This window comes from Nocardioides solisilvae, from assembly GCF_003194625.1.
In the GTDB taxonomy this organism is placed as follows: Bacteria; Actinomycetota; Actinomycetes; order Propionibacteriales; family Nocardioidaceae; genus Nocardioides; species Nocardioides solisilvae.
The window spans coordinates 430,321-454,733 of sequence record NZ_QHKX01000001.1 but is presented as its reverse complement, the minus strand read 5'-3'; the positions used below and the strand labels follow the sequence as shown (position 1 = coordinate 454,733).

The 24,413-nt window shown below is 74.5% G+C and carries 24 protein-coding genes and 2 tRNA genes; 13 read left to right on the top strand and 13 right to left on the bottom strand.

What is annotated here, in order from left to right:
• The first annotated feature begins 71 nt into the window (after window positions 1-71).
• On the top strand, window positions 72-1,070 hold the full coding sequence (locus tag DNK53_RS02175; protein ID WP_110180654.1) for a TrmB family transcriptional regulator: 999 nt from the start codon (window positions 72-74) through the stop codon (window positions 1,068-1,070).
• A 457-nt stretch (window positions 1,071-1,527) separates the two neighbouring features.
• On the opposite strand, the gene DNK53_RS02170 is transcribed toward DNK53_RS02175, so the two are convergent.
• Both DNK53_RS02170 and DNK53_RS02165 read right to left on the bottom strand, forming a co-directional pair.
• Window positions 1,528-1,621: transfer RNA gene (locus DNK53_RS02170), tRNA-Ser, on the bottom strand.
• Between the two features lie 69 nt (window positions 1,622-1,690).
• Window positions 1,691-2,134, bottom strand: coding sequence for a hypothetical protein (locus DNK53_RS02165; RefSeq protein WP_110180653.1), 444 nt, complete (start codon window positions 2,132-2,134; stop codon window positions 1,691-1,693).
• A 112-nt stretch (window positions 2,135-2,246) separates the two neighbouring features.
• Between DNK53_RS02165 and DNK53_RS02160 the strand changes: the two genes are divergently transcribed.
• Window positions 2,247-2,651, top strand: a complete 405-nt coding sequence (locus tag DNK53_RS02160) for a hypothetical protein (RefSeq protein ID WP_110180652.1) — start codon at window positions 2,247-2,249, stop codon at window positions 2,649-2,651.
• 37 nt (window positions 2,652-2,688) lie between these two features.
• Window positions 2,689-2,773 (top strand) — tRNA-Ser (locus DNK53_RS02155).
• Window positions 2,774-2,832: 59 nt separating this feature from the next.
• Here the strand turns inward: DNK53_RS02155 and DNK53_RS02150 are convergent.
• Window positions 2,833-3,147, bottom strand: a complete 315-nt coding sequence (locus tag DNK53_RS02150) for a hypothetical protein (protein WP_110180651.1) — start codon at window positions 3,145-3,147, stop codon at window positions 2,833-2,835.
• 85 nt (window positions 3,148-3,232) lie between these two features.
• Between DNK53_RS02150 and DNK53_RS02145 the strand changes: the two genes are divergently transcribed.
• Both DNK53_RS02145 and DNK53_RS02140 read left to right on the top strand, forming a co-directional pair.
• Window positions 3,233-4,114: an AAA family ATPase gene (locus DNK53_RS02145; RefSeq protein WP_110180650.1), complete on the top strand. Its 882-nt coding sequence runs from the start codon at window positions 3,233-3,235 to the stop codon at window positions 4,112-4,114.
• A gap of 7 nt (window positions 4,115-4,121) precedes the next feature.
• Window positions 4,122-5,561: a VWA domain-containing protein gene (locus DNK53_RS02140; RefSeq protein WP_110180649.1), complete on the top strand. Its 1,440-nt coding sequence runs from the start codon at window positions 4,122-4,124 to the stop codon at window positions 5,559-5,561.
• A 14-nt stretch (window positions 5,562-5,575) separates the two neighbouring features.
• On the opposite strand, the gene DNK53_RS02135 is transcribed toward DNK53_RS02140, so the two are convergent.
• The 5 genes from DNK53_RS02135 to DNK53_RS02115 all read right to left on the bottom strand — a co-directional run bounded on the left by DNK53_RS02135 (window position 5,576) and on the right by DNK53_RS02115 (window position 9,369).
• Complete coding sequence (locus DNK53_RS02135; RefSeq protein WP_110180648.1) at window positions 5,576-6,943, bottom strand: hypothetical protein; 1,368 nt, start codon at window positions 6,941-6,943, stop codon at window positions 5,576-5,578.
• The gene (locus DNK53_RS02130; protein ID WP_110180647.1) at window positions 6,940-7,869 is read right to left on the bottom strand and encodes a hypothetical protein; all 930 of its coding nucleotides are present in this window, start codon (window positions 7,867-7,869) and stop codon (window positions 6,940-6,942) included. The genes DNK53_RS02135 and DNK53_RS02130 overlap by 4 nt, the downstream gene beginning before the upstream one ends.
• Before the next feature lie 145 nt (window positions 7,870-8,014).
• Window positions 8,015-8,446 carry a hypothetical protein gene (locus tag DNK53_RS02125; RefSeq protein ID WP_110180646.1) on the bottom strand — a complete coding sequence of 144 codons (432 nt, stop codon included), beginning with the start codon at window positions 8,444-8,446 and terminating at the stop codon, window positions 8,015-8,017.
• A gap of 99 nt (window positions 8,447-8,545) precedes the next feature.
• Window positions 8,546-9,064, bottom strand: coding sequence for a LytR C-terminal domain-containing protein (locus DNK53_RS02120; protein ID WP_110180645.1), 519 nt, complete (start codon window positions 9,062-9,064; stop codon window positions 8,546-8,548).
• The gene (locus tag DNK53_RS02115) at window positions 9,064-9,369 is read right to left on the bottom strand and encodes a type II toxin-antitoxin system VapB family antitoxin (RefSeq protein ID WP_110180644.1); all 306 of its coding nucleotides are present in this window, start codon (window positions 9,367-9,369) and stop codon (window positions 9,064-9,066) included. The genes DNK53_RS02120 and DNK53_RS02115 overlap by 1 nt, the downstream gene beginning before the upstream one ends.
• A gap of 67 nt (window positions 9,370-9,436) precedes the next feature.
• Here DNK53_RS02115 and DNK53_RS02110 point away from each other — a divergent pair, with 67 nt between their 5' ends.
• Complete coding sequence (locus tag DNK53_RS02110; RefSeq protein WP_110180643.1) at window positions 9,437-11,080, top strand: helicase HerA-like domain-containing protein; 1,644 nt, start codon at window positions 9,437-9,439, stop codon at window positions 11,078-11,080.
• Window positions 11,081-11,148: 68 nt separating this feature from the next.
• Here DNK53_RS02110 and eccCa read toward each other — a convergent pair whose 3' ends face one another.
• Together eccCa and DNK53_RS18285 are read right to left on the bottom strand one after the other, a co-directional pair.
• Window positions 11,149-15,141 carry a type VII secretion protein EccCa gene (gene eccCa, locus DNK53_RS02105; protein WP_239456323.1) on the bottom strand — a complete coding sequence of 1,331 codons (3,993 nt, stop codon included), beginning with the start codon at window positions 15,139-15,141 and terminating at the stop codon, window positions 11,149-11,151.
• Between the two features lie 77 nt (window positions 15,142-15,218).
• Entirely contained in the window at window positions 15,219-15,350 is a 132-nt protein-coding gene (locus DNK53_RS18285) for a hypothetical protein (protein ID WP_275425726.1), read from the bottom strand.
• On the opposite strand from DNK53_RS18285, the gene DNK53_RS02100 reads away from it, so the two are divergent.
• The 7 genes from DNK53_RS02100 (at window position 15,337) to DNK53_RS02070 (ending at window position 21,929) form a co-directional block, all read left to right on the top strand.
• Window positions 15,337-16,662, top strand: a complete 1,326-nt coding sequence (locus DNK53_RS02100) for a hypothetical protein (protein ID WP_110180641.1) — start codon at window positions 15,337-15,339, stop codon at window positions 16,660-16,662. The genes DNK53_RS18285 and DNK53_RS02100 overlap by 14 nt on opposite strands.
• A 135-nt stretch (window positions 16,663-16,797) precedes the next feature.
• Complete coding sequence (locus tag DNK53_RS02095) at window positions 16,798-17,112, top strand: WXG100 family type VII secretion target (protein WP_110180640.1); 315 nt, start codon at window positions 16,798-16,800, stop codon at window positions 17,110-17,112.
• 28 nt (window positions 17,113-17,140) lie between these two features.
• A complete protein-coding gene (locus DNK53_RS02090) occupies window positions 17,141-17,434 on the top strand; it encodes a WXG100 family type VII secretion target (RefSeq protein WP_110180639.1) in 294 nt (97 codons plus the stop codon).
• Window positions 17,435-17,620: 186 nt separating this feature from the next.
• Window positions 17,621-19,003, top strand: a complete 1,383-nt coding sequence (eccD, locus tag DNK53_RS02085) for a type VII secretion integral membrane protein EccD (RefSeq protein WP_110180638.1) — start codon at window positions 17,621-17,623, stop codon at window positions 19,001-19,003.
• Window positions 19,004-19,006: 3 nt separating this feature from the next.
• Window positions 19,007-20,425, top strand: coding sequence for a type VII secretion protein EccB (locus DNK53_RS02080; protein ID WP_110180637.1), 1,419 nt, complete (start codon window positions 19,007-19,009; stop codon window positions 20,423-20,425).
• Window positions 20,426-20,436: 11 nt separating this feature from the next.
• Window positions 20,437-21,651, top strand: coding sequence for a S8 family serine peptidase (locus tag DNK53_RS02075; protein ID WP_162599713.1), 1,215 nt, complete (start codon window positions 20,437-20,439; stop codon window positions 21,649-21,651).
• 65 nt (window positions 21,652-21,716) lie between these two features.
• Window positions 21,717-21,929, top strand: a complete 213-nt coding sequence (locus DNK53_RS02070; RefSeq protein ID WP_110180635.1) for a hypothetical protein — start codon at window positions 21,717-21,719, stop codon at window positions 21,927-21,929.
• A 47-nt stretch (window positions 21,930-21,976) separates the two neighbouring features.
• Here the strand turns inward: DNK53_RS02070 and DNK53_RS02065 are convergent, their stop codons facing one another.
• From DNK53_RS02065 to DNK53_RS02055, 3 genes are read right to left on the bottom strand one after another with little or no spacing between them, the layout of a single operon-like run.
• Window positions 21,977-22,948 (bottom strand): NYN domain-containing protein, encoded by a 972-nt coding sequence (locus DNK53_RS02065; protein WP_110180634.1) that lies wholly within the window; start codon window positions 22,946-22,948, stop codon window positions 21,977-21,979.
• 9 nt (window positions 22,949-22,957) lie between these two features.
• Window positions 22,958-23,911: a hypothetical protein gene (locus tag DNK53_RS02060; protein WP_110180633.1), complete on the bottom strand. Its 954-nt coding sequence runs from the start codon at window positions 23,909-23,911 to the stop codon at window positions 22,958-22,960.
• A complete protein-coding gene (locus DNK53_RS02055) occupies window positions 23,908-24,273 on the bottom strand; it encodes a GntR family transcriptional regulator (RefSeq protein WP_110180632.1) in 366 nt (121 codons plus the stop codon). Before DNK53_RS02055 ends, DNK53_RS02060 begins: the two co-directional genes overlap by 4 nt.
• Window positions 24,274-24,413 lie beyond the last annotated feature (140 nt).

Below are 24,413 nucleotides of genomic sequence, written 5' to 3'. Positions count from 1 at the left end.
CGGCCGGCGGCTTCGGGCGCTGTGCGAGGATTCCGACCGGGCGCGACCGCGAGCGCCGGTGAGGAGGAGACGTGCCGCAGTTCGGACCCGAGGAGCGCGACCTCTTCGAACGGATCGCCACCGACCTCTACGACGCGGTGGTCAGCGCGGGGGGCCTCTCCGCCGACGACCCGCGGATCTCCGGCACGGGCGAGGAGGCCGCGGCGCTGGACCTGCTCGCCCGGATCGGCCTGGTGGTCCGCGAGGGCGAGCGGTGGGTGGCCGTCGACCCCAGCACGGTGGCCTCGCTCATCGTGGCCCCGATGGGCCAGCAGGGTGCCGACCTGATCGCGGAGTCCTCGCGCTGGGCCGCGGCCTTCAACGGCCTCGCCCACCTGTGGCGCAAGGCCCCGGGCTCGGCGCGCGGCCTGTTCACCGAGGTCCGCGGCTCCGCGATCAACCCGTTCATCGCCTCGGTGGTCGCCGACGCCGAGTCCGAGCTGCTGACCGCGCAGCCGCAGTTCGGCCGCAACGCCCCCACGCTCGCCGCGGCGACCCAGCGCGACATCGCGGCCCTCGAGCGCGGCGTCAAGATGCGCACCCTCTACCAGCACTCGGCCCGGCGCAGCTCGACCACGCACAAGTACGTCGCGGCCGTCTCGAGCCGCGGCGCCGAGGTCCGCACCCTCGACGAGTTCTTCAACCGGCTGATCGTTGTCGACCGGCGGGTGGCGGTGATCCCCGGCCACGAGGGGCTGGCGGTGGCCCTGGCGATTCGAGAACCCTCGCTGGTGGCCTACCTGGTCGACATGTTCGAGCGGACGTGGGAGCGGGCCCGGCCCTTCACCAACCGCGAGACCTCCATGAGCCGCGACATCGCGGCCGAGCAGCGGGCGATGACGATCCGGATGCTGATCGCCGGGTACGCCGACCCGGCCAGCGCCAAGCGGCTCGGGGTCAGCCCGCGGACCTACGCCGGCTACGTGGCCGACCTCAAGGAGGAGTTCGACGCGCAGACGCGCTTCCAGCTCGGCTACGCCATGGGGCGGCTGGGCGTCTCGGGCCACGAGAGCCCGCCCGAGGAAGCCTGACCGCGCGCCGCGCCAGGAACGGACGAAGGCAGCGACCGTGGGTCGCTGCCTTCATCCTCGTGCGGGACCGGCCACTGAGGGGCCTGGTGTCGGTACGGCTCGGCGGGGGGATCCGAGTCTCCCGGGTCCCGCTGGTCCGGTGGGTCAGCGGGGGTTGCTGACGTAACCCCAGCTGGTGTCCTTGGCCTGGGCCGGGGCGGCCATGGCGCCCAGCGCGAGCAGGCTGGCGGTCAGGGCGACTGCGGTCAGACGGGCGAGCTTCATGGAATTCCCTCTCGATCAGGGTCTGGGGAGGACCCGTGCTCCCCCAGTCTCGACAATCCGCACGCTGACGTCACCAAATTGAGGGTGCAAGTTCCTGCAGTGCAGTTTGGTGCAGTTGCGTGCCGGGCGGGTGTCAGCGGGTGCCGGGAAAGGGTTCGGGCCTCGCACGCAGTCGCACGAGGCCCGAACACGCTGGCGGAGGCGGAGGGATTTGAACCCTCGATGGGGTTGTAGCCCCAAACCCGCTTAGCAGGCGGGCGCCATAGACCGGACTAGGCGACGCCTCCTTGCAGCGAGGACAGGCTACAAGGAGCCGGCGGCTCGTGCCCAATTGCCCCGCCGGGTGGTCGGGCCGGTCAGAGCCGGGTGATGCCGTGGCCGCGCTGGAGGTGCTCGACGACGGTGCGGGCGAAGACCTCGCGGTCCACGTGCAGCACCTCGGCCGGGATCGTGGTGGTGCGCCCGTCCCGCAGGCGAAGCACGACGCACGGGGAGCCGTGCCGCTCCGTGGTGACCGCGTCCTCGACGTCCTTCCACCGGGCGGCCGGGACGCCGGCGCCGCGGATCCGGCGTACCCGGTAGCCCTCGTCGCCGAGCCGGACCACCCAGCCGCTGCTCCACGCCATCAGGGCCACCAGCGCGACCAGGACCAGGACGACCGGCACCAGCAGCACGGCGGTGTGGAGGTCGAGGACGGCGACCCCCAGGGTGGCCAGCGAGATGAGGACGGCCGAGCCGACCAGCGTCAGGCCCAGGAGCCGGGCGGTGAGGGCGGGGGAGAAGCGGTAGTCGACGGCCACAGGACGATTGAACAAGATGGTCCGAACTGACTAGCATCCGGGCCTTGCCCCGGGGCTGCGCCCGGAGTCACACTCGTTGCCTGGCTCCCGACACCTGGGAGGACGAGCCCTCATGAGCACCACTGCTGCCGACCGGGAGGCCGAGAGCACGCCGACGCCCCCCGAGGTGCACCTGCAGCGGCTCGAGCACGCCCTGACCCACCGCGGGCCGTCCACGCCGCTGAGCGTGTGGCGGTGGGCGGTGCTCCAGCGGATGCTGCCGGTGCGGGAGAGCCTCGTGCGCGAGACCGAGCTGCCCACCGACTGGCTGGCCGCGCGGCGCTCGCGGGCGCTGCGGGAGCGCAACGCCCTGCTGGGCCGGATGAGCGAGCTGCGCTTCCGGGTGATGGGCGACCCCGACGTCGAGCGGGCCACCTACGAGATGCGCCGCCTCGTCGTCGACGTCCGGCACTACCTCCAGCGGCTCCACGACCTGGCCTACGACGAGGTCGAGGCAGAGCTCGGCGGGTCGGAGTGATCTCCTAGACTGCTCCGCACGCGCGCCCGCCGTGCGTGGAGGGGTGCCGGAGTGGCCGATCGGAACCGCCTTGAAAGCGGTCGTAGGGAGACCTACCGCGGGTTCGAATCCCGCCCCCTCTGCCGACCGGCGCCGCTGGGCCCGGGCCACGGAGCGTGGTCACCGGCCCAGCGGCCCGTGGTCACCGGTGGTCGTGACCGTCGCGCTCGTCGTGCTCGTGGTCCTCGAGCGTCGCCTCGTCCAGGAAGTCGGCGGCGATCCGCAGCAGCTGGCCGGCGACCTCGGGGTCGATCCCGCCGATCATGATCTTGAGACCGAGGTCGGCGGTGGGGTCGAGGTCCCAGTCGTCGTCGGCGGGCGGGGGCGTCGTGGAGAGGTCCACGAGCTCCAGGTGGATGCCGGACCGGGTGCCGCTGACGGTGGCGTCGTGGACGGTCTCCTCGTCGGCGATCAGCTGGGCGGCGACGCTGAGTGTCGCGTCCTCTTCGTTGCTCATGGGGTCTCCCTCGTTCGGGTGGCTCGTCAGGGTGCCCGCCGAGCCTAGCCGCCGCCCCGCAGCGGGGCCCGCCTAGAGTCGCCCCATGCATCCCGCCTGGTTCGCCTCGCCCGACGACGCGGTGCGCCGCCTGCTCGAGGTCGGTTACCTCGCCGACGCGGCGACCGCCACGACCGCGTTCCTCACCGGGGCGCTGGAGAAGCCGCTGCTGGTGGAGGGCCCGGCCGGCGTCGGCAAGACCGAGCTCGCCAAGGCCGTCGCCCGGGCCTGCGGGGCCGAGCTGGTGCGGCTCCAGTGCTACGAGGGGCTCGACGAGGCGCGGGCGCTGTACGAGTGGAACTACAAGAAGCAGCTGCTCCGGATCCAGGCGAGCACCCAGGCAGGCGACGGCGGGCCGGGCTGGGAGCAGACCCACGACGACATCTTCACCGACGAGTTCCTCCTGACCCGCCCGCTGCTGACCGCCATCCGGCGGGAGGAGCCGACCGTGCTGCTGATCGACGAGGTCGACAAGACCGACGTCGAGGTCGAGGGGCTGCTGCTGGAGGTGCTCTCCGACTTCCAGGTGACGATCCCCGAGCTGGGCACGGTCACCGCCGTCCGGCGCCCCTTCGTCGTCCTCACCTCCAACGCCACCCGCGAGCTCTCCGAGGCGGTCAAGCGCCGCTGCCTCTACCTGCACCTGGACTACCCCGACCTCGAGCGCGAGCTGGAGATCGTCCGCAGCCAGGTGCCGGCGCTGGAGGAGCGGGTCGCCCGCCAGCTGGTGGAGACGATCACCCGGCTCCGCGACCTCGACCTCAAGAAGGCCCCGTCGATCGCCGAGTCGGTCGACTGGGCGCGCACCCTGCTCGCGCTCGAGATCGGCGACCTCGACGAGGCGGCCGTCGACGCGACCCTGGGCGTGGTGCTCAAGCACGCCTCCGACCACGACCGCGCGGTCCGCGAGCTCAAGCTGCGGCGGTGACGGCGCGATGACCGGCGAGGAGACCGGCGACTCCGGGCTGCTGCGCCGCCACGTGGCCTTCCTCGAGGCGCTGCGCGAGGCAGGGCTGCCCGTCTCGCTCGCCGAGGGGCTGGACGCGGTCGCGGGCGTCCGCGCCCTGGGCTGGGACGACCGCGAGCTGGTCCGCGCGGCGTACGCCGCCACGGTCGTGAAGCGGCAGACCCAGCGGGCCGCCTTCGACGCGGTCTTCGACCTCTACTTCCCCCGGCTGCTCGGCGAGGGCGCCGCCGCCCCCGAGCTGGCCGACGAGCACGGCATCCGCGACTCCGCCGCCGCCCTGGAGGAGTTCCGCGAGCGGCTGGCGACGGCCCTGGAGCAGCTGGACGAGCTCGCCGCCAACGAGCCGCAGGAGGGCGAGAGCGAGGGCGACGGCGGGGGACCGTCCCTGCAGGACCTCGCGGCCGAGGCCGTCGGCCGGTTCGGGCAGATGCCCGGTCGGGCGCCGGGACGGTCCGGGTGGTCGGCCTACAACACGCTGCGCCGCGTCGCCCCGGGCGAGCTGGTCGCCGGGCTGCTCGCGGCGCTCGCGGAGCGCGGGCGGAGCGAGGAGGAGGCGCAGCGGCGGGCCGAGCGGCGGGTCGCGGAGTTCACCCGCCTCGTCGAGGCGGACGCCGTACGCCGGATCGCGGCCGACCGCGACCCGGCCGAGGTCGCCCGGATCACCGTGCGGCCCCCCGTCGACCTGCTCGACTTCACCTCCGCCCGCCGCGCCGACCTGGAGGAGATGCGACGCCAGCTCTACCCGCTGTCGCGCCGCCTGGCGGCCCGGCTGACCAAGGAGCAGCACGCCCGGCGGCGCGGGCCGCTGGACTTCCGGCGCACCGTCCGGGCCTCGGTGTCGACGGGCGGGGTGCCCCTGACCACCCACCACCGGCCGAAGCGGCCGCACCGTTCCGAGCTCGTGGTGCTCTGCGACGTCAGCGGCTCGGTGGCCAGCTTCGCCCAGTTCACCCTGATGCTCGTCTTCGCCCTGCGCGAGCAGTTCAGCAAGGTGCGCGCCTTCACGTTCGTCGACGACGTCCACGAGGTCACCGACGCCTTCGTGCCGGGCGCCGACCCCGGCGAGGTGCTGGCCCAGCTGGCGCTGAGGGCGCAGCACGCGGCCCGGTTCGGGCGCACCGACTACGGGCGGGCGTTCGCCCGGTTCGCCGAGGAGCACGCCGACGCGCTCGGCCCGAAGGCGTCGCTGCTGGTGCTGGGCGACGCGCGGTCCAACTACCGCGACCTGGGCGAGGGCGTGCTGGCCGAGCTCGTCGCCTCCTGCCGCAGCGCCTGGTGGCTCAACCCGGAGCACCCGCGGCACTGGGGCACCGGTGACTCCGCGGCGCCCGTCTACGGGGCGATCGTGCCGATGGTGGAGTGCCGCAACCTGGTCCAGCTCGAGCAGTTCGTGCACGACCTGGTCTGAGGGCCGCCTGCCCGTCAGCCCGCCAGGAAGCCCCGCTCGCGCAGCCGCGAGACCTCGGCCACCAGCGCGGGGTGGTCGGACTCGTCGGCGGCCCGGCCGGCCGCGACGACCGCCGGCTCCTCCTCGCTGCCGGGCGCGTCCAGCACCACCGTGAGCCGGTTGGCCACGCCCTGGTTGACGAGCGTGCCCAGCAGGGCGACGGGGTCGTGGCGGTCCTCGAGCGAGAGCACCCGGCAGGTCTCCGGCACCACCGGCACCTGGGCGGCGGGGGCCCGTGCGGTGACGACCTGCTCCACGACGAACTTGCGCGAGCGGCCCTCGGCGGCGATCTGGGCGGCGGTGGCCCCGCCCTGGCCGGTCCCGACCAGCATCACCCGGGCGTCGTCGGCGTGGGCGACCGCACGCTCGACGGCCTTGACCACCTGGCGGGCGTACATCGAGTGGTCGGTGCTCACCAGCCGGACGCCGGCGCGCGGCGCGGCACCCCCGCGGGGGCCCGGCAGGTAGGCGACGAACCGGTCGGGGCCGACCGCGTGGACCGCGACCCCGTCCTCGGTGTCCAGCAGGGTGCGCATCAGGGCGGCCAGCGAGCCGGGGGCCTGCCCGTCCTCGCGGGGCGCCCCGGCGTCGGTGGCGGCCTCCTCCTCGGCGCCGGTCACGAAGGCGCCGATCGAGTCGCGCAGCGCCGAGCCCGAGTCGCCCGCGAAGGGCTGGACGCCGAGGGCCCGCAGCCCGCCGCGCGCCGCGTGGCCCGCGTGCTCCCCGGCCATCACGCCGGCGGTGAGCATCGAGCGCATCTGCAGGCCGTCGAGCAGGCCGCCGCCACCCTGCACGTGGTCCATCAGCTCGGGGTTGCTCTCCGCGAGCTGGCTCAGGTAGGCCGCGACGCCGTCGCGGTCGAGGTGGTCGGTCTCGATCAGCCCGGCCGAGACGATCGCGCCGCCCAGCGCCACCTCGGGCGCGAGGTACCCGATGGCGCGCCCCGCGATCGAGCCGAGCGTCTGGTACGCCGCCTGCTGCAGCTCGTCGATCCAGCGGTAGGTGAGCACCGTGGCCCGGACGACCAGGGCGTCGGCGTCCAGCTCGACCGAGCGGGTCAGCAGGCCGTGCTTGCCGGTGGTGGCGGCGCGGATCTCCTCCTCCGCCTCGGCGAAGGTGGCCGGGGAGAGCGGCGCGGAGGAGGCGACGTCCTCGTCGGCCAGGACGGCCGAGCCGAGCCGCGCTCGGCTGCGCATCTCGTCGCCGGAGGAGTCGAAGAAGTCGGCCAGCGCCAGCATCTGGTGGTACTTGTCGGCGTTGACCGCCGCGTCGGTGCCGTGCTCGGTCGGGGCGGCGGCGGGCGGTCGCTCCACGTGCGGGATCTGGTCGCGCATCTCGTTCACGCGTCCACCTCCGCCAGGACCGGTGCGAGGGTGGTGGCGAGCTCGTCGGGCTCCACCCGCCGCACCTCCACGTGGGGGTCCTCGTCCTCGTGGTGCGGCAGCAGCGCGTGCCACCCGTCGGCCAGCAGGGTCCACGAGACCACGCCGACGGCCGTCGACTCGCTGTCGTCGACGCGGGCGGCCAGCACCCTGAGCCGGCCCTGGGCCTCCTCGTGGAGGGCAGCCACCGCGGTCGCGGCCGAGGCGTCGTCGAGGGGCTCCCCGGCGGCGTCGCGCACCGACCCGCTGCGCTGGCCCACCAGGACCGGGACCAGGTCGCGTCGCCCCGCACGCAGCGCCTCGCCGACCGCGTCGGCCAGCGAGTAGGGCACGCTCAGCGACACCGGCACCGCCGACTCGCCCAGCGGCACGTCCTCGGGCGGCACGGCCACCCGCGCCAGCTCCCCGGCCCACTGGTCGGCGGGGAACCACGCGAGCTCGAAGACCAGCCCGTCGACGGTGGCCAGGGTGGCGACCGCCCCACCGGCCTCCCGGTGCCACGCCTTCACGTGGTCGGAGCCGGCGGTGATGTCGATCTCGAGCGCCAGCTCGGGGGTGGCGAGCAGGCCGACCGCGCCCACCAGGCCGGGCTCGACGCCGTCGGGTCCGGTCAGGCCGCGGCGGGCCAGGGTCTCCGCCGGGTCGTGCAGCGACGCCAGCGCCGCGGCGTACGCCGTGTCCTCGGCCGACGCCGCGCTCGCACCGAGGCGGGTGTCCAGCGCGCTCGGGGAGCTGCTCCGCGGCTCGTCGAAGGGCAGCGGGGCGCCGCCCGCGGCCTCGGCGAGCAGCCGCAGCTCGGGCAGCGTCACCGCGAGGCGGCGCGGCAGGCCCTCGAGGACCCGCTCGGTCCGCGGCGGCGGGGGCGCGGTGAGGTCGACGGTCACCACGGCGACGCACCTCGCAGCGCGTCGGGCGTCGTGCCTCGCCCCGGGGCCCCTGCCCGGTCCCGTCCCTGTGTCGTCGCACGCACCACGGTGGCGGCCTCTCCTCGTCGCGTCGTCGCTGTCGCTGCCGTCATCGCCCTCACAGCCCTCACAGCCCCGGGAGCTCGACGTCCAGCCAGTCCCGGTGGCCGGGCGGCGGCGGCTCGAACGCCAGCAGCGGGGCGTCCTCGGGCTCCGGCTCCACGTCGGGGTCGGTCTGCCGGGCTGCCTCGAGACGGGCCCGGGCGTCGCCCACGAGCGAGTCGACCTTGCGCTCGACCACGGCGATCGCGTCCTGCCGGCGGTCGACCTCCTGCACGTGGCGGCCGAGGGTGTCGGCGGCGGTCTCGTGCAGGCCGGCAGCCTCCCGCAGGTGGGCGGCACGCTCCTTGATCCGCAGGCGCATCGACTCGGCGGCCCGCCCGTGCCACGGCACGGCCTCGGCCCGGGCGACGAGGCGGTCGGCCATCTGCCGGATCTCGAGGGCCTGCTCGCGCAGCTGCCCCACGCGCCGGCGCATCGCAGCCGTCTCGCCGTACATCTGACCCCTTTCGGTGCTCCTCGGGTGGCATACCCCGCGTACGTGGGGGCAAACCCGTTCCTCAGCGCGGCGCGCGGTCGCCGCGGCGTGCCGCGCCCATCATGGCAGGACGTCGGGGGGCGTGCAGACCACGCTGTTGGCCTCGGCGGTGACGGCCTGCGGGGCCTGCTTGCGGGGCCGCAGGCTCTTGAAGCCGTTGCCGACCACCACGACCACCCCGGGGCCGAGGTTGCTGCCCGCGACCACCCGCGCGTTGCGGAAGTGCTGGGCCACCAGGGCGACCGCCGGGTTGCGCGCGTCGGAGGCCCAGACCTGGACCCCCTTGACCTCGGTGCCCTGCGGGGCGTTGCCGGTGGAGGCCGGGACGAAGCCGCGGGTGACCAGCTGGCCCAGCGTCTTGGAGGCCAGCCCGTTGCGGGTGCTGGCGTTGAAGACGCTGACCGCCACCTGCTCGGGGGTGACCTCGGCGCCCGCCGCCACCCGGGTGTTGGTGCACACCGGCACGACCTCCTGCTGGGGGAGCGGGCGGGTCAGGGCGAAGAGGCCCCAGGCGGAGGCGACGAGGACCAGCGCGACCAGGCCGGTGAGGGTGAGCGCGGAGCGCAGGCGGGGGTGCATCAGGCCGGCGCCCCGGCCAGGTCGTGGACCCTCGCGTGCAGGACGGCGCGCTGCTGCAGGGCGGCGCGCAGCGCGCGGTGCAGCCCGTCCTCCAGGTAAAGCTCGCCCTGCCAGCTCACGACGTGGGCGAAGAGGTCGCCGTAGAAGGTGGAGTCCTCGTCGAGCAGCGCGACGAGGTGGAGCGTGTCCTTGGTGGTGACCAGCTGGTCGAGGCGCACCTGGCGCGGGGGGATGGCGGCCCAGCCACGGGACGAGAGTCCGTGGTCGGGGTACGGCCGTCCGTCGCCGACGCGCTTGAAGATCACGCGGCGACTATAACGACGTGGTGCGGAGCCCTCGGCGGGAGCGAGGACGCTGGATAGTCTGCCGGGCATGGACGAGCAGGCCGACGCGTCGGCACCCGAGCAGCCCGCGCACCCCGTCGTCGCCGCCGCGGCGGCCGGCTACGCCTTCGAGGGTCCGGCGCTCGAGCTGGGCGGCCTGGTCGTGGACGCCGACACCCTCGGCGGCGTGCCGGTGCGGATCCCGCTGGCGATGGTCAACCGGCACGGCCTGGTGGCGGGGGCGACCGGCACCGGCAAGACCGTCACCCTCCAGCTGCTCGCCGAGCAGCTCTCCGCCGCCGGGGTCCCGGTCTTCGCCGCCGACGTCAAGGGCGACCTCTCGGGCCTCAGCACGCCCGGCGAGGGCGGGGAGAAGCTGCTGGCGCGCACCGCGAGCATCGGCCAGGAGTGGCGGGCGACGGGGTTCCCGGTCGAGTACTACGCGCTGGGCGGCGAGGGTGTCGGGGTCCCGCTGCGGGTCACGATGAGCGCCTTCGGGCCGCTGCTGCTCTCCAAGGTGCTGGACCTCAACGACACCCAGGAGTCCAGCCTCGGCCTCGTCTTCCACCACGCCGACACCCACGGCCTCCCCCTGCTCGACCTGGCCGACCTGCGCGCCGTCCTCACCCACCTGCTCAGCGACGAGGGCAAGGCCGAGCTCAAGGCGCTCGGCGGCCTCTCCTCGGCCACGGCCGGGGTGATCCTGCGCAAGCTGGTCAACTTCGAGGCCCAGGGGGCCGATGCCTTCTTCGGCGAGCCCGAGTTCGACTCCGCCGACCTGCTGCGCACCGCCCCCGACGGACGCGGGCTGATCAGCCTGGTCGAGCTGCCGCGCCTCGCGGACCGGCCCGCCCTCTTCTCCACCTTCCTCATGTGGCTGCTCGCCGACCTCTTCCACGACCTGCCCGAGGTCGGCGACGTGGAGAAGCCCAGGCTGGTCTTCTTCTTCGACGAGGCGCACCTGCTCTTCCGTGACGCCTCCAAGCCGTTCCTCGAGCAGGTGGCGCAGACCGTGCGGCTCATCCGCTCCAAGGGGGTCGGGGTCTTCTTCGTCACCCAGAGCCCGACCGACGTCCCCGACGAGGTGCTGGCCCAGCTCGGCTCCCGGATCCAGCACCAGCTGCGCGCCCACACCCCCAACGACGCCAAGGCGCTGCGGGCCACGGTGGCCACCTACCCCCATCCCGAGTACGACGACCTCGGCCGCGTGATCACCGGGCTCGGCATCGGCGAGGCGGTCGTCACCGTGATGGACGAGCGCGGCGCCCCCACCCCCGTCGCCTGGACCCGGCTCCGCGCCCCCGGGTCGCGGATGGGCCCGGCCGACGCCGACGAGATGGAGGCGGCGGTGCTGGCCAGCCCGCAGCACGCCCGCTACGCCACCGAGGTCGACCGGGAGTCCGCCCACGAGATCCTCGCCGCCCGGCTCGAGGCCGGCGCCCGCCAGGCGGAGGCGGAGGAGACGGCCGCCGCGCGGCGGGCCGAGGAGGAGGAGCTGGAGAAGGCGATCCGCGAGTCCGGCACCCGGGGCCCCGCGCCCGAGCCGCGGCGTCGCGCCCCGCGGCCCGCCCCGGCCGAGAAGGACGTCGTCCGCGAGGTCCTGGACTCGCCCGTCGTGAAGGACTTCATGCGGACCGCCGCCCGCGAGATCGCCCGCGGGATGTTCGGCTCGGGTCGTCGGCGCCGCCGCTGACCACGCCGCCCCGGCCCCCGCCCCCCACCTCTCGGGCTGGGTGCGTCAGACCGGGAGCGGTCGTGGCGTCACATGGTCGGCTCGGTCCAGGCGAGCTGGACCACCTCGGTCCCGCGGTCGCGGGTGACGAGGCGGGCCCGGCCGGGGTCGGCCTGCTCGGGTCGCACGTTGCCGATCAGCACGCCCTCGTCGCGGGGGCCCGACAGCATGACGCCCGGCATGGCGAGGTCGCGCATCGACTGGATCAGCGGGTCGTAGAGCGCCCGCGAGGCACCACCCGCGCGCCGCGCGATCACGACGTGCAGGCCGGTGTCGCGGGCCTGCGCCATCAGCGGCTGCAGCACCTGCGCCGGCGAGCTCTGCGAGGTGGCGACGAGGTCGTAGTCGTCGATCACCACGAAGACCTCCGCGCCGGTCCACCAGGTCCGGGTGCGCAGCTGCTCGGGGGTGACGTCGGGGCCGGGCAGACGGTTCTGCAGGTACGCCGCCAGGTCCTGCAGCGCGGGCGCCGCCTGGGTGGCGCTGGTGAGGTAGTTGAGCAGGTACTCCTCGGGCACCTCGCCGAGCAGCGCGCGCCGGAAGTCGACGACGACGATCTGCGCCTCCTTCGGCGTGCGGGTCCGCATCACCTCCTGCACGTAGTTGCGCAGCAGGGCGCTCTTGCCGGACTGCCCGTCGCCGAAGACGAGCAGGTGCGGCTCGGCCTCGGGGTCGAGGGTGGCCGGGGCCAGCTCCTTCTCGTTGATGCCGAGGATGAGGTCGCGGCCGAGCTGGTCGCGCCGGCGGGCGTCCTCGCGGATCTGGTCGAGCGTGACGAGCTCGGGCAGCAGCCGCAGCTTGGGGCCGGCCGGGCCCCGCCAGGCGGCCACGGACCGCTCGATCAGGTGGTCCACCCCGGGGCCCAGGTTGTCGGGGTCGGGGTTGCCGTCGATCCGGGGCAGCGCCGCCAGGAAGTGCAGCTTCCCCGGGACGAGGCCGCGACCGGGCCGGCCCGCCGGGACCAGCGCCGCGATCTTGCGGTCGATCTCGGAGTCGAGCGGGTCGCCGAGGCGCAGCTCGAGCCGCGAGCCCAGGATGTCGCGCATCGCGGCGCGGAAGTCGGCCCACCGCGCGGTCGAGGTGATCAGGTGCATGCCGAAGGTGAGGCCGCGGCCGGCGAGCTGCTGGATCTCCAGCTCGAGGTCGTCGAACTCGGCCCGCAGCGTGCTCCAGCCGTCGATCACCAGGTAGACGTCGCCGTAGCCGTCGTCGGCCGTGCCCTGCGCCCGCCGGGCCCGGTAGGTCTCGATGGAATCGATGCCCTGCTCGCGGAAGTAGGCCTCGCGGCGGTCCACGATGCCCTCGACCTCGGCCATGATCCGCCGGACCACGTCGGGCTCGGCCCGGGTGCCGACGCCGGAGACGTGCGGCAGCCGCGCCAGCGGCGAGAAGGTGCCGCCGCCGAAGTCCATGACGAAGAACTGCGACTCCAACGGGGTCGTGGTGAGCGAGAGGCTCGTGACGATCGAGCGCAGCACCGTGCTCTTGCCGGTGCGCGGGCCGCCGACCACGGCGACGTGGCCGGAGGCGCCGGTGAGGTCGAGCGTGAGCGTGTCCCGGCGCTGCTCGCGCGGCCGGTCGACGGTGCCCAGGGGGATGACGAGGCCCTTCGCCGCCCGCCAGTGCGGCGAGACCAGGCCGAGCTGCGGGTCCTCGACCAGGTCGGGCATCAGCTCGTCCAGGGTGTCGGGGACGTCCAGCGGGGGCAGCCACACCTGGTGGGCAGGCATGCCGTGGCCGACCATCCGGGAGACAGCGATGTCGAGCAGGGACGGCGCCTCGCCCTGCTGCTTGCTCGCGGGGGCCTCCTCCTCGACCTCGACCTCGGGCTCGAGGGTCTGCACCTCGGCGATCGAGAAGGGCAGGATGCCGCGCACGTGCCCGCCCTCGTCGCGGATCACCCGGGTGCGGTTCGGCGGAGGCCCGGAGACGTAGGCGGCCTTGAAGCGCAGCAGCGTGGACTGGTCGGGCTTGAGGTAGCCGAGGCCCGGCACGGCCGGCAGCTCGTAGGCGTCGGGGACGCCCAGCACGGTGCGCGACTCGCCGGCCGAGAAGGTCCTTAGGCCGACCCGGTAGGAGAGGTGGGACTCCAGCCCGCGGAGCCGACCCTCCTCGAGCCGCTGGGAGGCCAGCAGCAGGTGGATCCCCATGGAGCGGCCGAGGCGGCCGATCGCGACGAAGAGGTCGATGAACTCGGGCTTGGCCGTCAGCATCTCGGAGAACTCGTCGACGCAGATGAACAGCGACGGCAGCGGGGCGAGGTCCTCGCCCGCGGCGCGGGCCTTCTCGTAGTCGCGGATGGAGGCGTAGTTGCCGGCCGCCCGGAGCAGCTCCTGCCGGCGCACCATCTCGCCCGAGAGGGCGTCCTGCATGCGGTCGACGAGGGTGAGCTCCTCGGAGAGGTTGGTGATGACGGCCGAGACGTGCGGCATCTCGGACATGCCGGCGAAGGTGGCACCGCCCTTGAAGTCGACGAGGACCATGTTGAGCTGCTCGGGCGGGTGGGTCATCGCCAGGCCCAGCACCAGCGTGCGGAGGAACTCCGACTTGCCGGAGCCGGTGGCGCCGATCACCAGGCCGTGCGGGCCCATGCCCTGCTGGGCGGACTCCTTGATGTCCATGTGGATGAGGGAGCCGCCGTCGCCGTTGCCGATCGGCACCCGCAGCCGGTCGCGGGCCGGCCGGGGCCGCCAGGCCGACGTCGGGTCGAAGGAGTGGACGTCGCCCATCCCCAGGAGCTCCATGAAGTCGGTGGGGCCGCTGATGTCGGCGCTCGTCTCGTTGCTGCCGGAGGAGACGACGTGCAGCGGGGCGAGCCGCCGGGCGAACGCCTCGGCGGTGGCGAGGTCGCACTGGTCGACGAGGGCCTTGACCGGCTCGGCGCGGAGCCGGACGGCCAGCACGGGGCACTTGCCCAGCTGCTGGGGCCCGCCCGTGAGCTCCAGGCGCAGGCGGTCGGCGTCCTCGAGCTCGTCCCACCGGCTCGGCAGGTCGAGCAGGGTGACGCCGTGCAGGCCGTCGGGCGGCACCACGTGGTTGCCGGGCGGGAGGTGCCCCCCGTCGATGACGAGCAGGATGTGCGGGCTGGCGGGCCGCTCGTCGGCGCCGAAGCGGGGTCGCTCGCTCAGGTCGGGGGGCAGCAGGGCACCGAGGTCGTCGAGCGACGTCGAGACCATCCGCATCGGCCCCACGGCGTCGGACTCCTGCGCGCTCTGGGCGTGCGGCAGCCACTTGACCCAGTCCCAGTGGGCGAGGTTGGCGTCGGAGGTGAGGACGGCGACGATCAGGTGGTCGGGGTTGTGGAAGGCGGTGGCGGAGCAGATCAGCGCGCGGGCCAGGGACCGCGCCTCCTCCTCGGGCCCGCAGACCTCCACCCGGTCGAAGGCGCGCAGGTCCAGCGAGGCGGGCAGGTGGGGCTGGGTCCGGTGCACCACCAGCAGCCGGTGCAGCGCGGAGGCCGCCGCCGGGTCGACCTGGTCGATGGGTGCGCTCTCGGGCGGGATCAGCTCGAGGGAGAGGGGCTGGGAGCAGAGGCCGTAGCGGACGTGCAGGAAGTGGGGGTCGCCCGGCCCGTTCTCCCAGATCCGGGTCCGCTCCTCGGCCAGGGCCGGCAGGGCGTCGGGGTCGGGGTGCCGCCAGGTCAGCGCGCGCCGCTGCTGGGCCGCGGCGTCCCGGGCGACCTTGCGCACGCCCGAGAGGTAGCGGAGGTACTCCGTGCGGGAGCCCGTCACCTGCTGGGCCCGCTGCTTCCGCTGCCGGTCGATCTGGACCACGATGAAGCCGAGGGTGGCGAAGAGGAACATGCCGGCGGCCAGGAAGCTGCGCCCCCGCCCGGCGCCCCCGCCGCCCATGGTGGCCACGAGGACGATCGACCCCAGGCTGCCCAGCATCGGGATGGCGTTCATCAGGACGCCCGAGGCGCCCTCGTCCTCCTGGAGCGCCGGTGGCGGCTGCAGGACGATCTGGCCGGTCGGCATCTCCGGCTCCTCGAGCCGTTGCCCGTTGCGCAGTGCGGTGCTCACACGTCCCCCCTCGGTGACCGGCTCCGTGACCAGCGGCTGGTCGCGGATGATGATAGGCCGAGGGTCCGACGCAGCGGCTACCCTGCGGGGGACCGCGCGGCCGAGGCGCGGTGGCTGGCGACGGTGACGGCGGGGGAGACGGTGACGGAGACGGGGACGGCGTCCGGCAGGGCGGGGTCGGGCGCGCGGGCGACCGTGACGCTCAGCATCCACGGTCCGCTGGGCGTCCTGGACCTGGTCGTCCCGGCGGGGGCGACCGCCCACGACGTGGCCCGGGCCTACGCCGCCGAGTCCGGCCTCGGGTCGATCCCGCTGGTGCAGACCCCCCTCGGGGAGCTGGTCGTCGCCGACCGCCCGCTCGTGGAGGCGGGGCTGGAGTCCGGCGACGTGCTGGTCGCCGTCACGGGCTTCCACCGCGGTCGCGCCAAGGACCGGGACCAGCGCCCGGCCGAGACGGGCCGGTCGGGCGCCCTGCCGGTGGTGGCGATGACCGCGGCGGCCCTCTGCGCGGTGCTCGCCGGCTGGTTCGCCTCGTACGCCGACTTCGACGACCTGCGCTGGTTCGTCGCCGCGATCCTCCTGGCGACCGGGCTGGCCGCGGCCCTGCCCGGGGGGCGCCACGCCCACCAGCGGACCGTCGCCGCGCCCGCCTTCGCCGTCGGGGCGACGTACGCCGTGCTGGCGGCGGAGGGGCTCTACCAGGCCCCCGCGGTGGTGGCGGCCTGCGCGCTGGCCGCCGCGGCGGTCGCGGCGTTCGCCCGCGCCCTGGGCGGCGACGACGACGAGGAGCTGCTCGTCTGGATGGTCGTCGGCGCGGTGGTCGCGGTGGTCTGCGCGACCGTCGTCCTGCTCGAGCTCTCCGACCTGGTCGCCTGGTCGGTGCTGGTGCTGCTGGCGATGCTGGCGACCCGGGTGGCGCCCTCGATGGCCGTGGACGTGCCCGACGAGGCGCTGCTCGACCTGGAGAAGCTCGCGGTCACCGCGTGGTCGGCGCGCGAGCGGGTCAAGGGCCGCCGCGGGCGGATCGTGGTCCCCGAGGCGCGGGTGCGCGAGCTGGTCGCCCGCGGTTCGCGCACCGTCACCGCCTCGGCCGCCGCGGTCCTGGCCGTGCTGGGCGTGGCGGTGCCGCAGCTGGTCGCCTCCGCGGAGGTCGACCTCGACGTGATCGGCGTGCGCTGCCTCCTCTTCTTCGCCGGCGGCGCGGTGCTGCTCGCGGCCCGCAGCTACCGGCACGCGGCGGCCCGGACGCTCCTGCGCCTCGCCGGCCTGTGGGCCTGGCTGCTCCTGGTCGTCGAGCTGCTCGCCGTGGCGAGCCCGTCGTGGCAGCTCGTGCTGCTCGGCACGGCCGTCGGGCTCGGCGCGATCTCGCTGGCCGCCGCGGTCGCCACCGGGCGGGGCTGGCGGTCGGTGTGGTGGGCCCGCCGGGCCGAGGTCGCGGAGACGCTGTGCGGCTCCTTCGGCATCGCCGCCACGGTCGTCGCCTCGGGACTTTTCAGATTCTTCTGGGAAATGAACTCGTGAGGTGTTTTAGGCCCCGGACCCGTGGGTAGATGCTGGCTTGTCCGGAGGGCCGGGACGTCTCTCCGGACCGGAACAGTCCACCAGGACCCACACAAGACTCTTGCGGCACAGGGCCGCTGAGGGGGAAGGAACAACATGTCTGAAGCAGGTCTGACAGCGGCCGAAAAGGCCCTCAGCAAGGCGGCCGACGCGGTCGACCAGGCGCGCAACGACGTCACCCAGCGCTGCCAGGCGCTCGGCGGCCAGATCGACGCCATCGGTGCCAAGTGGGGCGGTCAGGGCGCTGTGGCGTTCCGCCAGCTGCACCAGGCGTGGCAGGAGAAGCAGCGCAAGATCGTCGGTGCGCTCGACCAGTTCTCCGAGTCCCTGCGCCAGACCGAGAAGGACAACGTCGCGACCGACCAGGCTCGTGCCGACGCCTCCGCCAACCTCTTGAACCGCCTCGGCTGACGCCGGCCCTGACCCTAGGAGAATGACCATGTCCTTCGATGGAATCCGCGTTGACCACGGCGCGCTCGACCAGGCCGCCACCGACCTGAAGAGCACCGCCAAGAAGATCGAGGCCCGCCTCGACGACCTCGAGAACCAGCTCAAGCCGCTGGCCTCCGACTGGACCGGTTCGGCCAAGGAGAGCTACCGCCAGGCCAAGCAGACCTGGGACACCGCCATCAACGAGATGGTCGTGCTGCTCGACCAGGTCGGCATGGCCGTCCAGTCCTCCAACGAGGAGTACAAGGCCGCCGACTCCCGCGGAGCCGGTCGCTTCAGCTGATCGCACGTGAGGGAGGCCGACCGTCCGTCCGGACGGTCGGCCTCCTTTCTGCGTGTGCCGCGCCTGCGCCGTGCCGGCGCAGTCGGTGGGGACCCTTAGGGTGGGCCCAGCGTCGGGGGGACCGTCGGGTGGCGTGGCCGCAGGTCCCCGGCGCCGAGGTCCGGATCGACGAGTGGGGATGACGAGATGAGCCAGACTGCCGCGAGCACGTCGGGACTGGTGCGGGTGACGGTGACCTCCGGCTCCCGCCGGGTCGACCTGGTGCTCCCGTCCGCCGTGCCGGTCGCCGAGCTGGTGCCGGAGCTGGCCCGCAGCGTGGGCCTCCTGGACGCGTCGACGGTCTACGGCGGCTACCGCCTCGTCACCCAGGACGGCCGGCAGCTGAGCAACGAGGCCGGCCTCACGATGCAGGGCGTCGAGGACGGCGGGGTGCTCGCCGTCACGGCGGGCTACCGCGAGAAGCCCCCGCAGGTCTACGACGACGTCGTCGAGGCGATGGCCGACGTCGTCGAGCACGAGCTGAGTCCCTGGGAGCCCGAGGCCGGGCGCCGGACCGCCCTCTGGGCCGCGAGCCTGCTGCTCGGGCTGGGGGCGCTGGCGCTGCTGGTCCAGGGCGAGAGCCTGCTGGGCGGCGTGGCCGCCGCCGTCATCGCGCTGCTGCTGGCCTCCGGGGCCGTCGTGCTGGCCCGCGCCCAGGACGAGCCCCAGGCGGCGGTCGCCGTCGCGCTGCTCGCCGGGGTGTACGCCGCCGTGGCCGGCCTGGTCCTCGCGCCCGGGGAGCTGGGGGCCTGGCAGTGGCCGCTGCCGAGCAGCACCTTCGCGACCCCGCTGCTGTGCGCCGGTGCGGCGGTGCTGGTGGTCGGCGTGATCGCGCTCGTCGGCATCGACGACGGGCGCGCCCTCGTGCTGCCCGTCGGGGTGGTCGGAGCCGTGCTCACCGTGGTGGGCGCCGTGGTCCAGGTGACCGACGGTTCCCCCTCGGTGGTGCTGACCGTCGTGCTCACCGTCGTGGTGCTCCTGGGCAACGTCTTCCCCTGGCTAGCCCTCGGGCTGACCTCCACCAAGGTGGAGCAGGTGGTCACGCTGGCCGACGTCACCAAGGACCCCGACGACATCGACCCCGAGCAGGTCGCCGCCGACGCCCGGATGGCCCACGAGATCCTGCTCGCCGTGGCCGCCACGGTGGGCGTGCTGATCACCCTGGTCGCCCCCTTCGCGGTGGAGCGCGGCGTCACCGGGACGCTGCTGGTGGTCATGTGCTGCCTCGCGGTGATGCTCCGCACCCGCCAGTACCGGACCCGCTCCGAGGTCCTCGCCGGACTCGTCTCGGGGATCGCGGGCCTCGTCGCCACCGCCGTCTCCGTCCTGTTCCTGCACCCGGAGTGGCGCGCCGGCTCGGCGGTCGCGCTGGCCGTCGTGGGGGCCGTGCTCCTCGTGATGACCCTGGCCCCGCCGCCCGCGTCGGTGCGTCGCGGCCGCGTCGGCGACGTCGTCGAGTCGATCGCCCTCCTCTCCCTGCTCCCGCTCACCGTCCTGGCCGTCGGCCTCTTCGAGCGGATCAGGGGCTGATCCGTGGCGACCAAGAAGGAGCTCGTCGAGGCCTACCAGTTCAGCCGCCGGCGCCTGGTCACGGCCTTCCTCAGCGGTGCACCGGGCGGCCGCGAGGTGGAGCCGACCAAGCCCGCACGCAGCCTGGTCGGCGGCATCGCGCTGGCCGTGCTGCTGTGCGCCGGGGCCGGGGTCGCCGGCTACCTCGGCGGGCGTCCCGACTCGAGCTGGAAGTCCGAGGGCAGCTTCGTCATCTCCAAGGACACGGGGGAGCAGTACGTCGTGCTGCGCGGTGGCGACGACCCGCTGATCCAGCGCGTCCCCAACTTCATCTCGGGGCAGCTGCTCCTCGGCACCGCGCAGCCCGACGTCTACACCGTGAAGGACGAGCACATCCGCACGGTCACCCTCGGTCCCGACCTCGGGATCGAGCGGGCGCCCGCCGGCCTGCCCGGCGCCGACGGCCTCGTCGACACCGGGTGGACCGCCTGCACCGCGGAGGGGCAGGGGATCAAGGTCCACGTGGGCGAGCAGCCGGGGGTCGCCACCGACGGCCTGCCCGGCTTCGTGGTCCGCTCCGCCGGCGGCGCGCTGTGGCTGCTGGCCGGCAGCCCCGAGGGGGCGGCGTACCGCTTCGAGCTGCCGGGCGGTGCCACCGCCCGGTCGACGCTGCTCGACAGCCTGGGCTTCGGGGCCGCGAGCGAGGCGCCCCTGGTCGACGACGCCTGGCTCAACCTCTTCCCCCTGGGTCCCGAGCTGAGCCAGAAGGCGTTCGGCGTGACCCGCGCCGGGCAGCCGGTCGACTACGCCGTCGCCTCGCAGGACGGCTCGACCGACCCGGCGTCCTACCCGATCGGCACCCTCCTCGACGTCAGCGGGGTCCACTACCTGCTCGGCGACTCCGGCCCCGAGCGGCTGGCGCCCTTCCCGGCCGCGCTGCACGCCGCGCTCGTCCAGGACCCCGTCCAGGTCAGCGGCACGCTGCGCGCCGAGTTCGTCGCGGCCGGCCACCCCGACGAGTGGCCGCAGGAGCTGCCCGCACCGGCCGTCGGCCAGGAGATGTGCGCCCTGCTCGAGGTCGAGGAGGGCGTGAGCCGCACCCGGGTGGCCGTCGCCCCCGGACCCGACGCCTCCGTCCTGCAGGCCGACGCGCCGGCCGGCTCCCACGAGGTGGTCGTGGAGCCCTCCGGCGGCGCCTACGTGCTGGCCGGTGGCAGCACCTCGGAGGAGGGCGGCTCCCCGTTCGTGGTCGACGCCAAGGGCGCCAAGTACGCGCTCCTGGGGCCCACCGTCGCCGACTACATCGGCTACGGCGAGGTCGACCCCCCGGTCGTCCCCGACGCCTGGCTCAGCTTCTTCGCCGACGGCGTGCCGCTCTCGGTCAACGCCGCGCGGGGCCTGCCCGAGGACGCCCCGGCCGACGCGCCGGCGGCCACGTCGTGACCCGTGGGCCGGTGGCCGCACGGCTGGCCGGCGCGCTCGCGCTCGTGCCCGCGGTGCTGCTCAGTCCGGTGACGCCGCCGGCGGCGGCGGCGGGCGAGGACGCCTGCAGCCGGGACATCCTGCCCGACACCGAGAGGACCCGGGACGTCGGCGACGGCGTGCGCAACCTCCCGCTGGAGCGGATGAACGTGCCGCTGGCCCACCGCGTCACGAAGGGCGCCGGCAGCACCGTCGCCGTCGTCGACAGCGGCGTCGGCTTCCTGCCCGGCAAGCAGGTCCGGCAGGAGCAGATCGGTTTCGCCGGCCCCTTCGCCTCCGGGCACGGCACCATCGTGGCCGGGCTGATCGCCGGGCCCGACGGCGTGGCCCCCGACGCCCGGCTCATCTCGGTGCGGGTGCTCGACAAGGACTCCCCCGACCTGCAGCAGGGGCAGCGCGGCCTCCGCTCCGAGAACCTGGCGGCCGCGCTGGAGCGCCTGGCGCAGGTGCACGCCAGCGACCCGATCGACGTCGTCAACGTCTCGCTGGCCCTGCCGGCCAACGACACCCGGGTCGAGGCGGCGGTGAAGCGGCTGCTCGACCTCGACGTGGTGGTCGTGGCGGCGGCGGGCAACGTCGACCCCGAGGCGCCGCAGGGCCCGCGCGGCCGGGTCGGCGGGGACGCCGTGGTCTTCCCGGCCGACTACCCCGGCGTGGTCGCCGTCAGCGCGGTGGGCCCCTCCCCGGCCGTCGACGTCCGCGACTACGTGGTGCCCAACGCCGAGACCACCGTGGCCGCGCCCGGGGGAGGCGGGCTCTCCTACAACCTCAACGGCCAGCGCTGCCAGGTGCCGACGACCGAGGTCGCCACCTCCTGGGCGGCGGCCTCCGTCAGCGGGGTGGTCGCGCTGCTGCGCGCCCGCTTCCCCGACGAGAACCGCAAGCAGGTCGTGGCCCGGCTGACGCGGACGGCCGAGGGCTCCGAGCTCGCGCCGAACCCGTGGACCGGGGCCGGGGTGGTGCAGGCCGCGGACGCCCTCACCCACGAGCTCTCGCCGAAGGGCAACGGCACGCTGCGGCGTACCGAGACCGTCGAGCGGACGGGCGCCCAGGCGCCGCCGCCGCCCGACCGGCCCGACGTGTTCGGGCCGTCCCGGACGATGCTGCTGTGGTTCGGGCTGCTCGCCGGGGCGCTGGTCGCCCTGGCGTTCGTGGCGCGACCGCTCCTGCGCCGCCGTTCCGGCTGAGGAATCGGATCGGTGACCGGCGGGTACGGGCGCCGCACGCTTCCCCTGGAGAAGAGGAGTCCCGCGTGCGCAACCTCATCGCACTGGTCCTGGTCGTCTGGCTCGTGGTCGGTGCCGCGGCCGCGTGGCAGCGTGGCTACTTCGGCGACGACCGCGAGGTCAGCTGCAAGTCCTTCGGCGACACCGCGCTGACGATCGTCGCCGGGCCCCTGAACTACATGGGCGTGAACCCGAAGATCTCCTGCAAGGACGTGGACGTCCCCGAGCCGTCGCAGTGACCTGACGCCGCTCGGGTCGTCCGGCCGGGCCGGGGCCGACCCGGGCCTCAGGACGTCGAGGCCGACCGACGGCTGCGGGTCGTGCGCGTGACGACGGGCTTGGCCGGGGCCGCGGGCTCGTCGGCCTTCGCGTCCTTGGCGGCCTCCTTGACCTCCTTGACCTGCTTGGGCTCCTTGACCTGCTTGAGCTCCTTGGCGTCCTTGGACCGGCCGCCACCCTTGGGCTTCTCCCGGATCCGGACCTGCTGGCCGGGCGGGCGCTCGACGTCGAAGAGGCCGATCTCGGTGACGAGGTCGACCAGCTTGGCGTAGCCCCAGTTGCGGGAGTCGAAGTCGGGCGCCTGCTTGACGACGTGGGAGCCCACGCCGCCGAGCGCGGCCCAGCCGTCGTCGTCGGAGCTCGCGTCGATGGCGTCCCGGAGCCAGCGGACCAGCTGGGAGTCGCCGCGCAGGTCCTGGCTGCTGGCCCGCTGGCGACGTCCGCCGCCGCGGCGGGCGGCCCCGCCCTCGGCGCCGTCGGTGGCGTCGTCCTCGACCTCGTCCTCCTCCTCGCGATCGGCCTCCGCGGCGGCCCCGGACGAGCGGAGCACGTCGAGGTAGACGAACTTGTCGCAGGCCGCCACGAGCGGCTTCGGCGTCTTCTTCTCGCCGAACCCGTAGACGGTCATCCCGGACTCGCGGAGCCGGGAGGCGAGCTTGGTGAAGTCGGAGTCGGAGGAGACCAGGCAGAAGCCGTCGAGGTTGCCGGTGTAGAGCAGGTCCATCGCGTCGATGATCAGCGCGCTGTCCGTCGCGTTCTTGCCGGTGGTGTAGCTGAACTGCTGCATCGGCTGGATCGCGTGGGCGTTGTTGGCGTCCTTCCAGCCGGCCAGCCGCGGCGTCGTCCAGTCGCCGTACGCCCGACGGACGGTGGCGGTGCCGTACTTCGCGATCTCCGTGAGGATGGCCTCGGCGATCGTCGGCGTGGTGTTGTCCGCGTCGATGAGGACGGCGAGCCTGGGCGAGTCGGAGCGAGCCATCCGGCGAGCCTAGTGGGCGTCGGCATGGGTGGCGCCGCGGGTGCCGACCAGCGCGTTGACCAGGTCGGCCGCCCCCTCCGGGCGGTCGACGGTGACGGCGAGCTCGCGCCCGTCGGTCAGCGTCAGGACGAGCGCGGGCCCCCGGCGTACGACGGCCGCGCGGCCGCGGGTGCTGACCCGGTAGCCCCACCCGCCCCAGGACAGCGGCTCGAGGTGCTCGGTGCGGGCGGCGGCGACGCGGCCCAGGGGGTAGCGGTGCCGGGGGAGGCCGAGCGCCCCCCAGCGGACGGTGACCGCCTCCCGGTCGACCCGCGCGGTGAGGGAGCTGAGCAGGGCGAGCAGGAGGCCGGTGCCGACCATGACCGCGCCCTCCACCGCGACGGCCAGGGCGAGCGCGGCTCCGCCGACGGCGAGCAGGACGCCGACCGCGAGCAGCACCCGGGACCGGGCACTGCCCACCCAGACCACCCGCTCGCCGGGGGCGAGGGTCAGGCTCGAGGCGGGCGGCGCGACCGGGGCGTGCGGACCGGCCGTCGGGAGCAGCCACCACAGGAGGGCGGCGAGGGCGGTCGGGACGGCGATGACGAGCGCCACCGCGCCGGGGCCGAGCTCGACCTCGGCGGCGGTCGCGGCTCCGTCGGCCACCGTCAGCACCTGGACGTAGACGGCAGCCAGCAGCCAGCCCAGCCAGCCGACGAGGGCGATCGCCTCCGGCACGACCGTGCGGCGGATCCGCAGCACCAGCAGCGTCAGCCCGACGACCGCGGCGAGCCCGGTCAGCGCCAGCACGCCGGTGGTGAACCCGGCCAGCGTGCTGGTGCCGTCGACCTCGCCGCCGGGCCCCCAGTGGGTGGGCAGCGGCTCCGGCAGGGCGTCGGCCGAGGTGAGGCGGAACGCCACCACGACGAGCGGCGCGGCCACCAGCAGGAGGGCGGAGGCGAGGGAGCGGAGGGTCCTGGTCATGGCTGGGCCTTTCGGATCTCGTCGAGGAGCTGGTCGCGGGTCAGGCCCATCCGGGCCGCGCTGTGCAGCAGGTCGTGGATCTGCTGCCGGAGCCGGGCGCCGTCGGCGGTGGCGTCGGGGTGTCCTCCGGCACGCACGTGCACCCCTCGCCCGCGACGGATGTCGAGCAGCCCCTCGTCGCGGAGGGTGTTGTAGGCGCGGAGCACGGTGTGCATGTTGACGTCGAGCCCGGCGGCCAGCTCGCGGGCCGGGGGCAGCCGGTCGCCGGATGCCAGGTCGCCGGAGGCGATGGCCCCCCGGACCTGACCGGCGATCTGCTCGGCGAGCCCCGCCGTGCTGGCGGGGTCGAGTCGGATCAACATGTTTGCATCGTACTAGAACATTGCATCCAACGCGAGCCGTCGCACCCCGCCCCTCGCCAAGTAACGCGCTGTTGTGACCTCCGGGGGCTTGGGGCGCGGTGGGAGGGGCCGGAAATGGCAGCAGGCCGGACCCGTGGGCC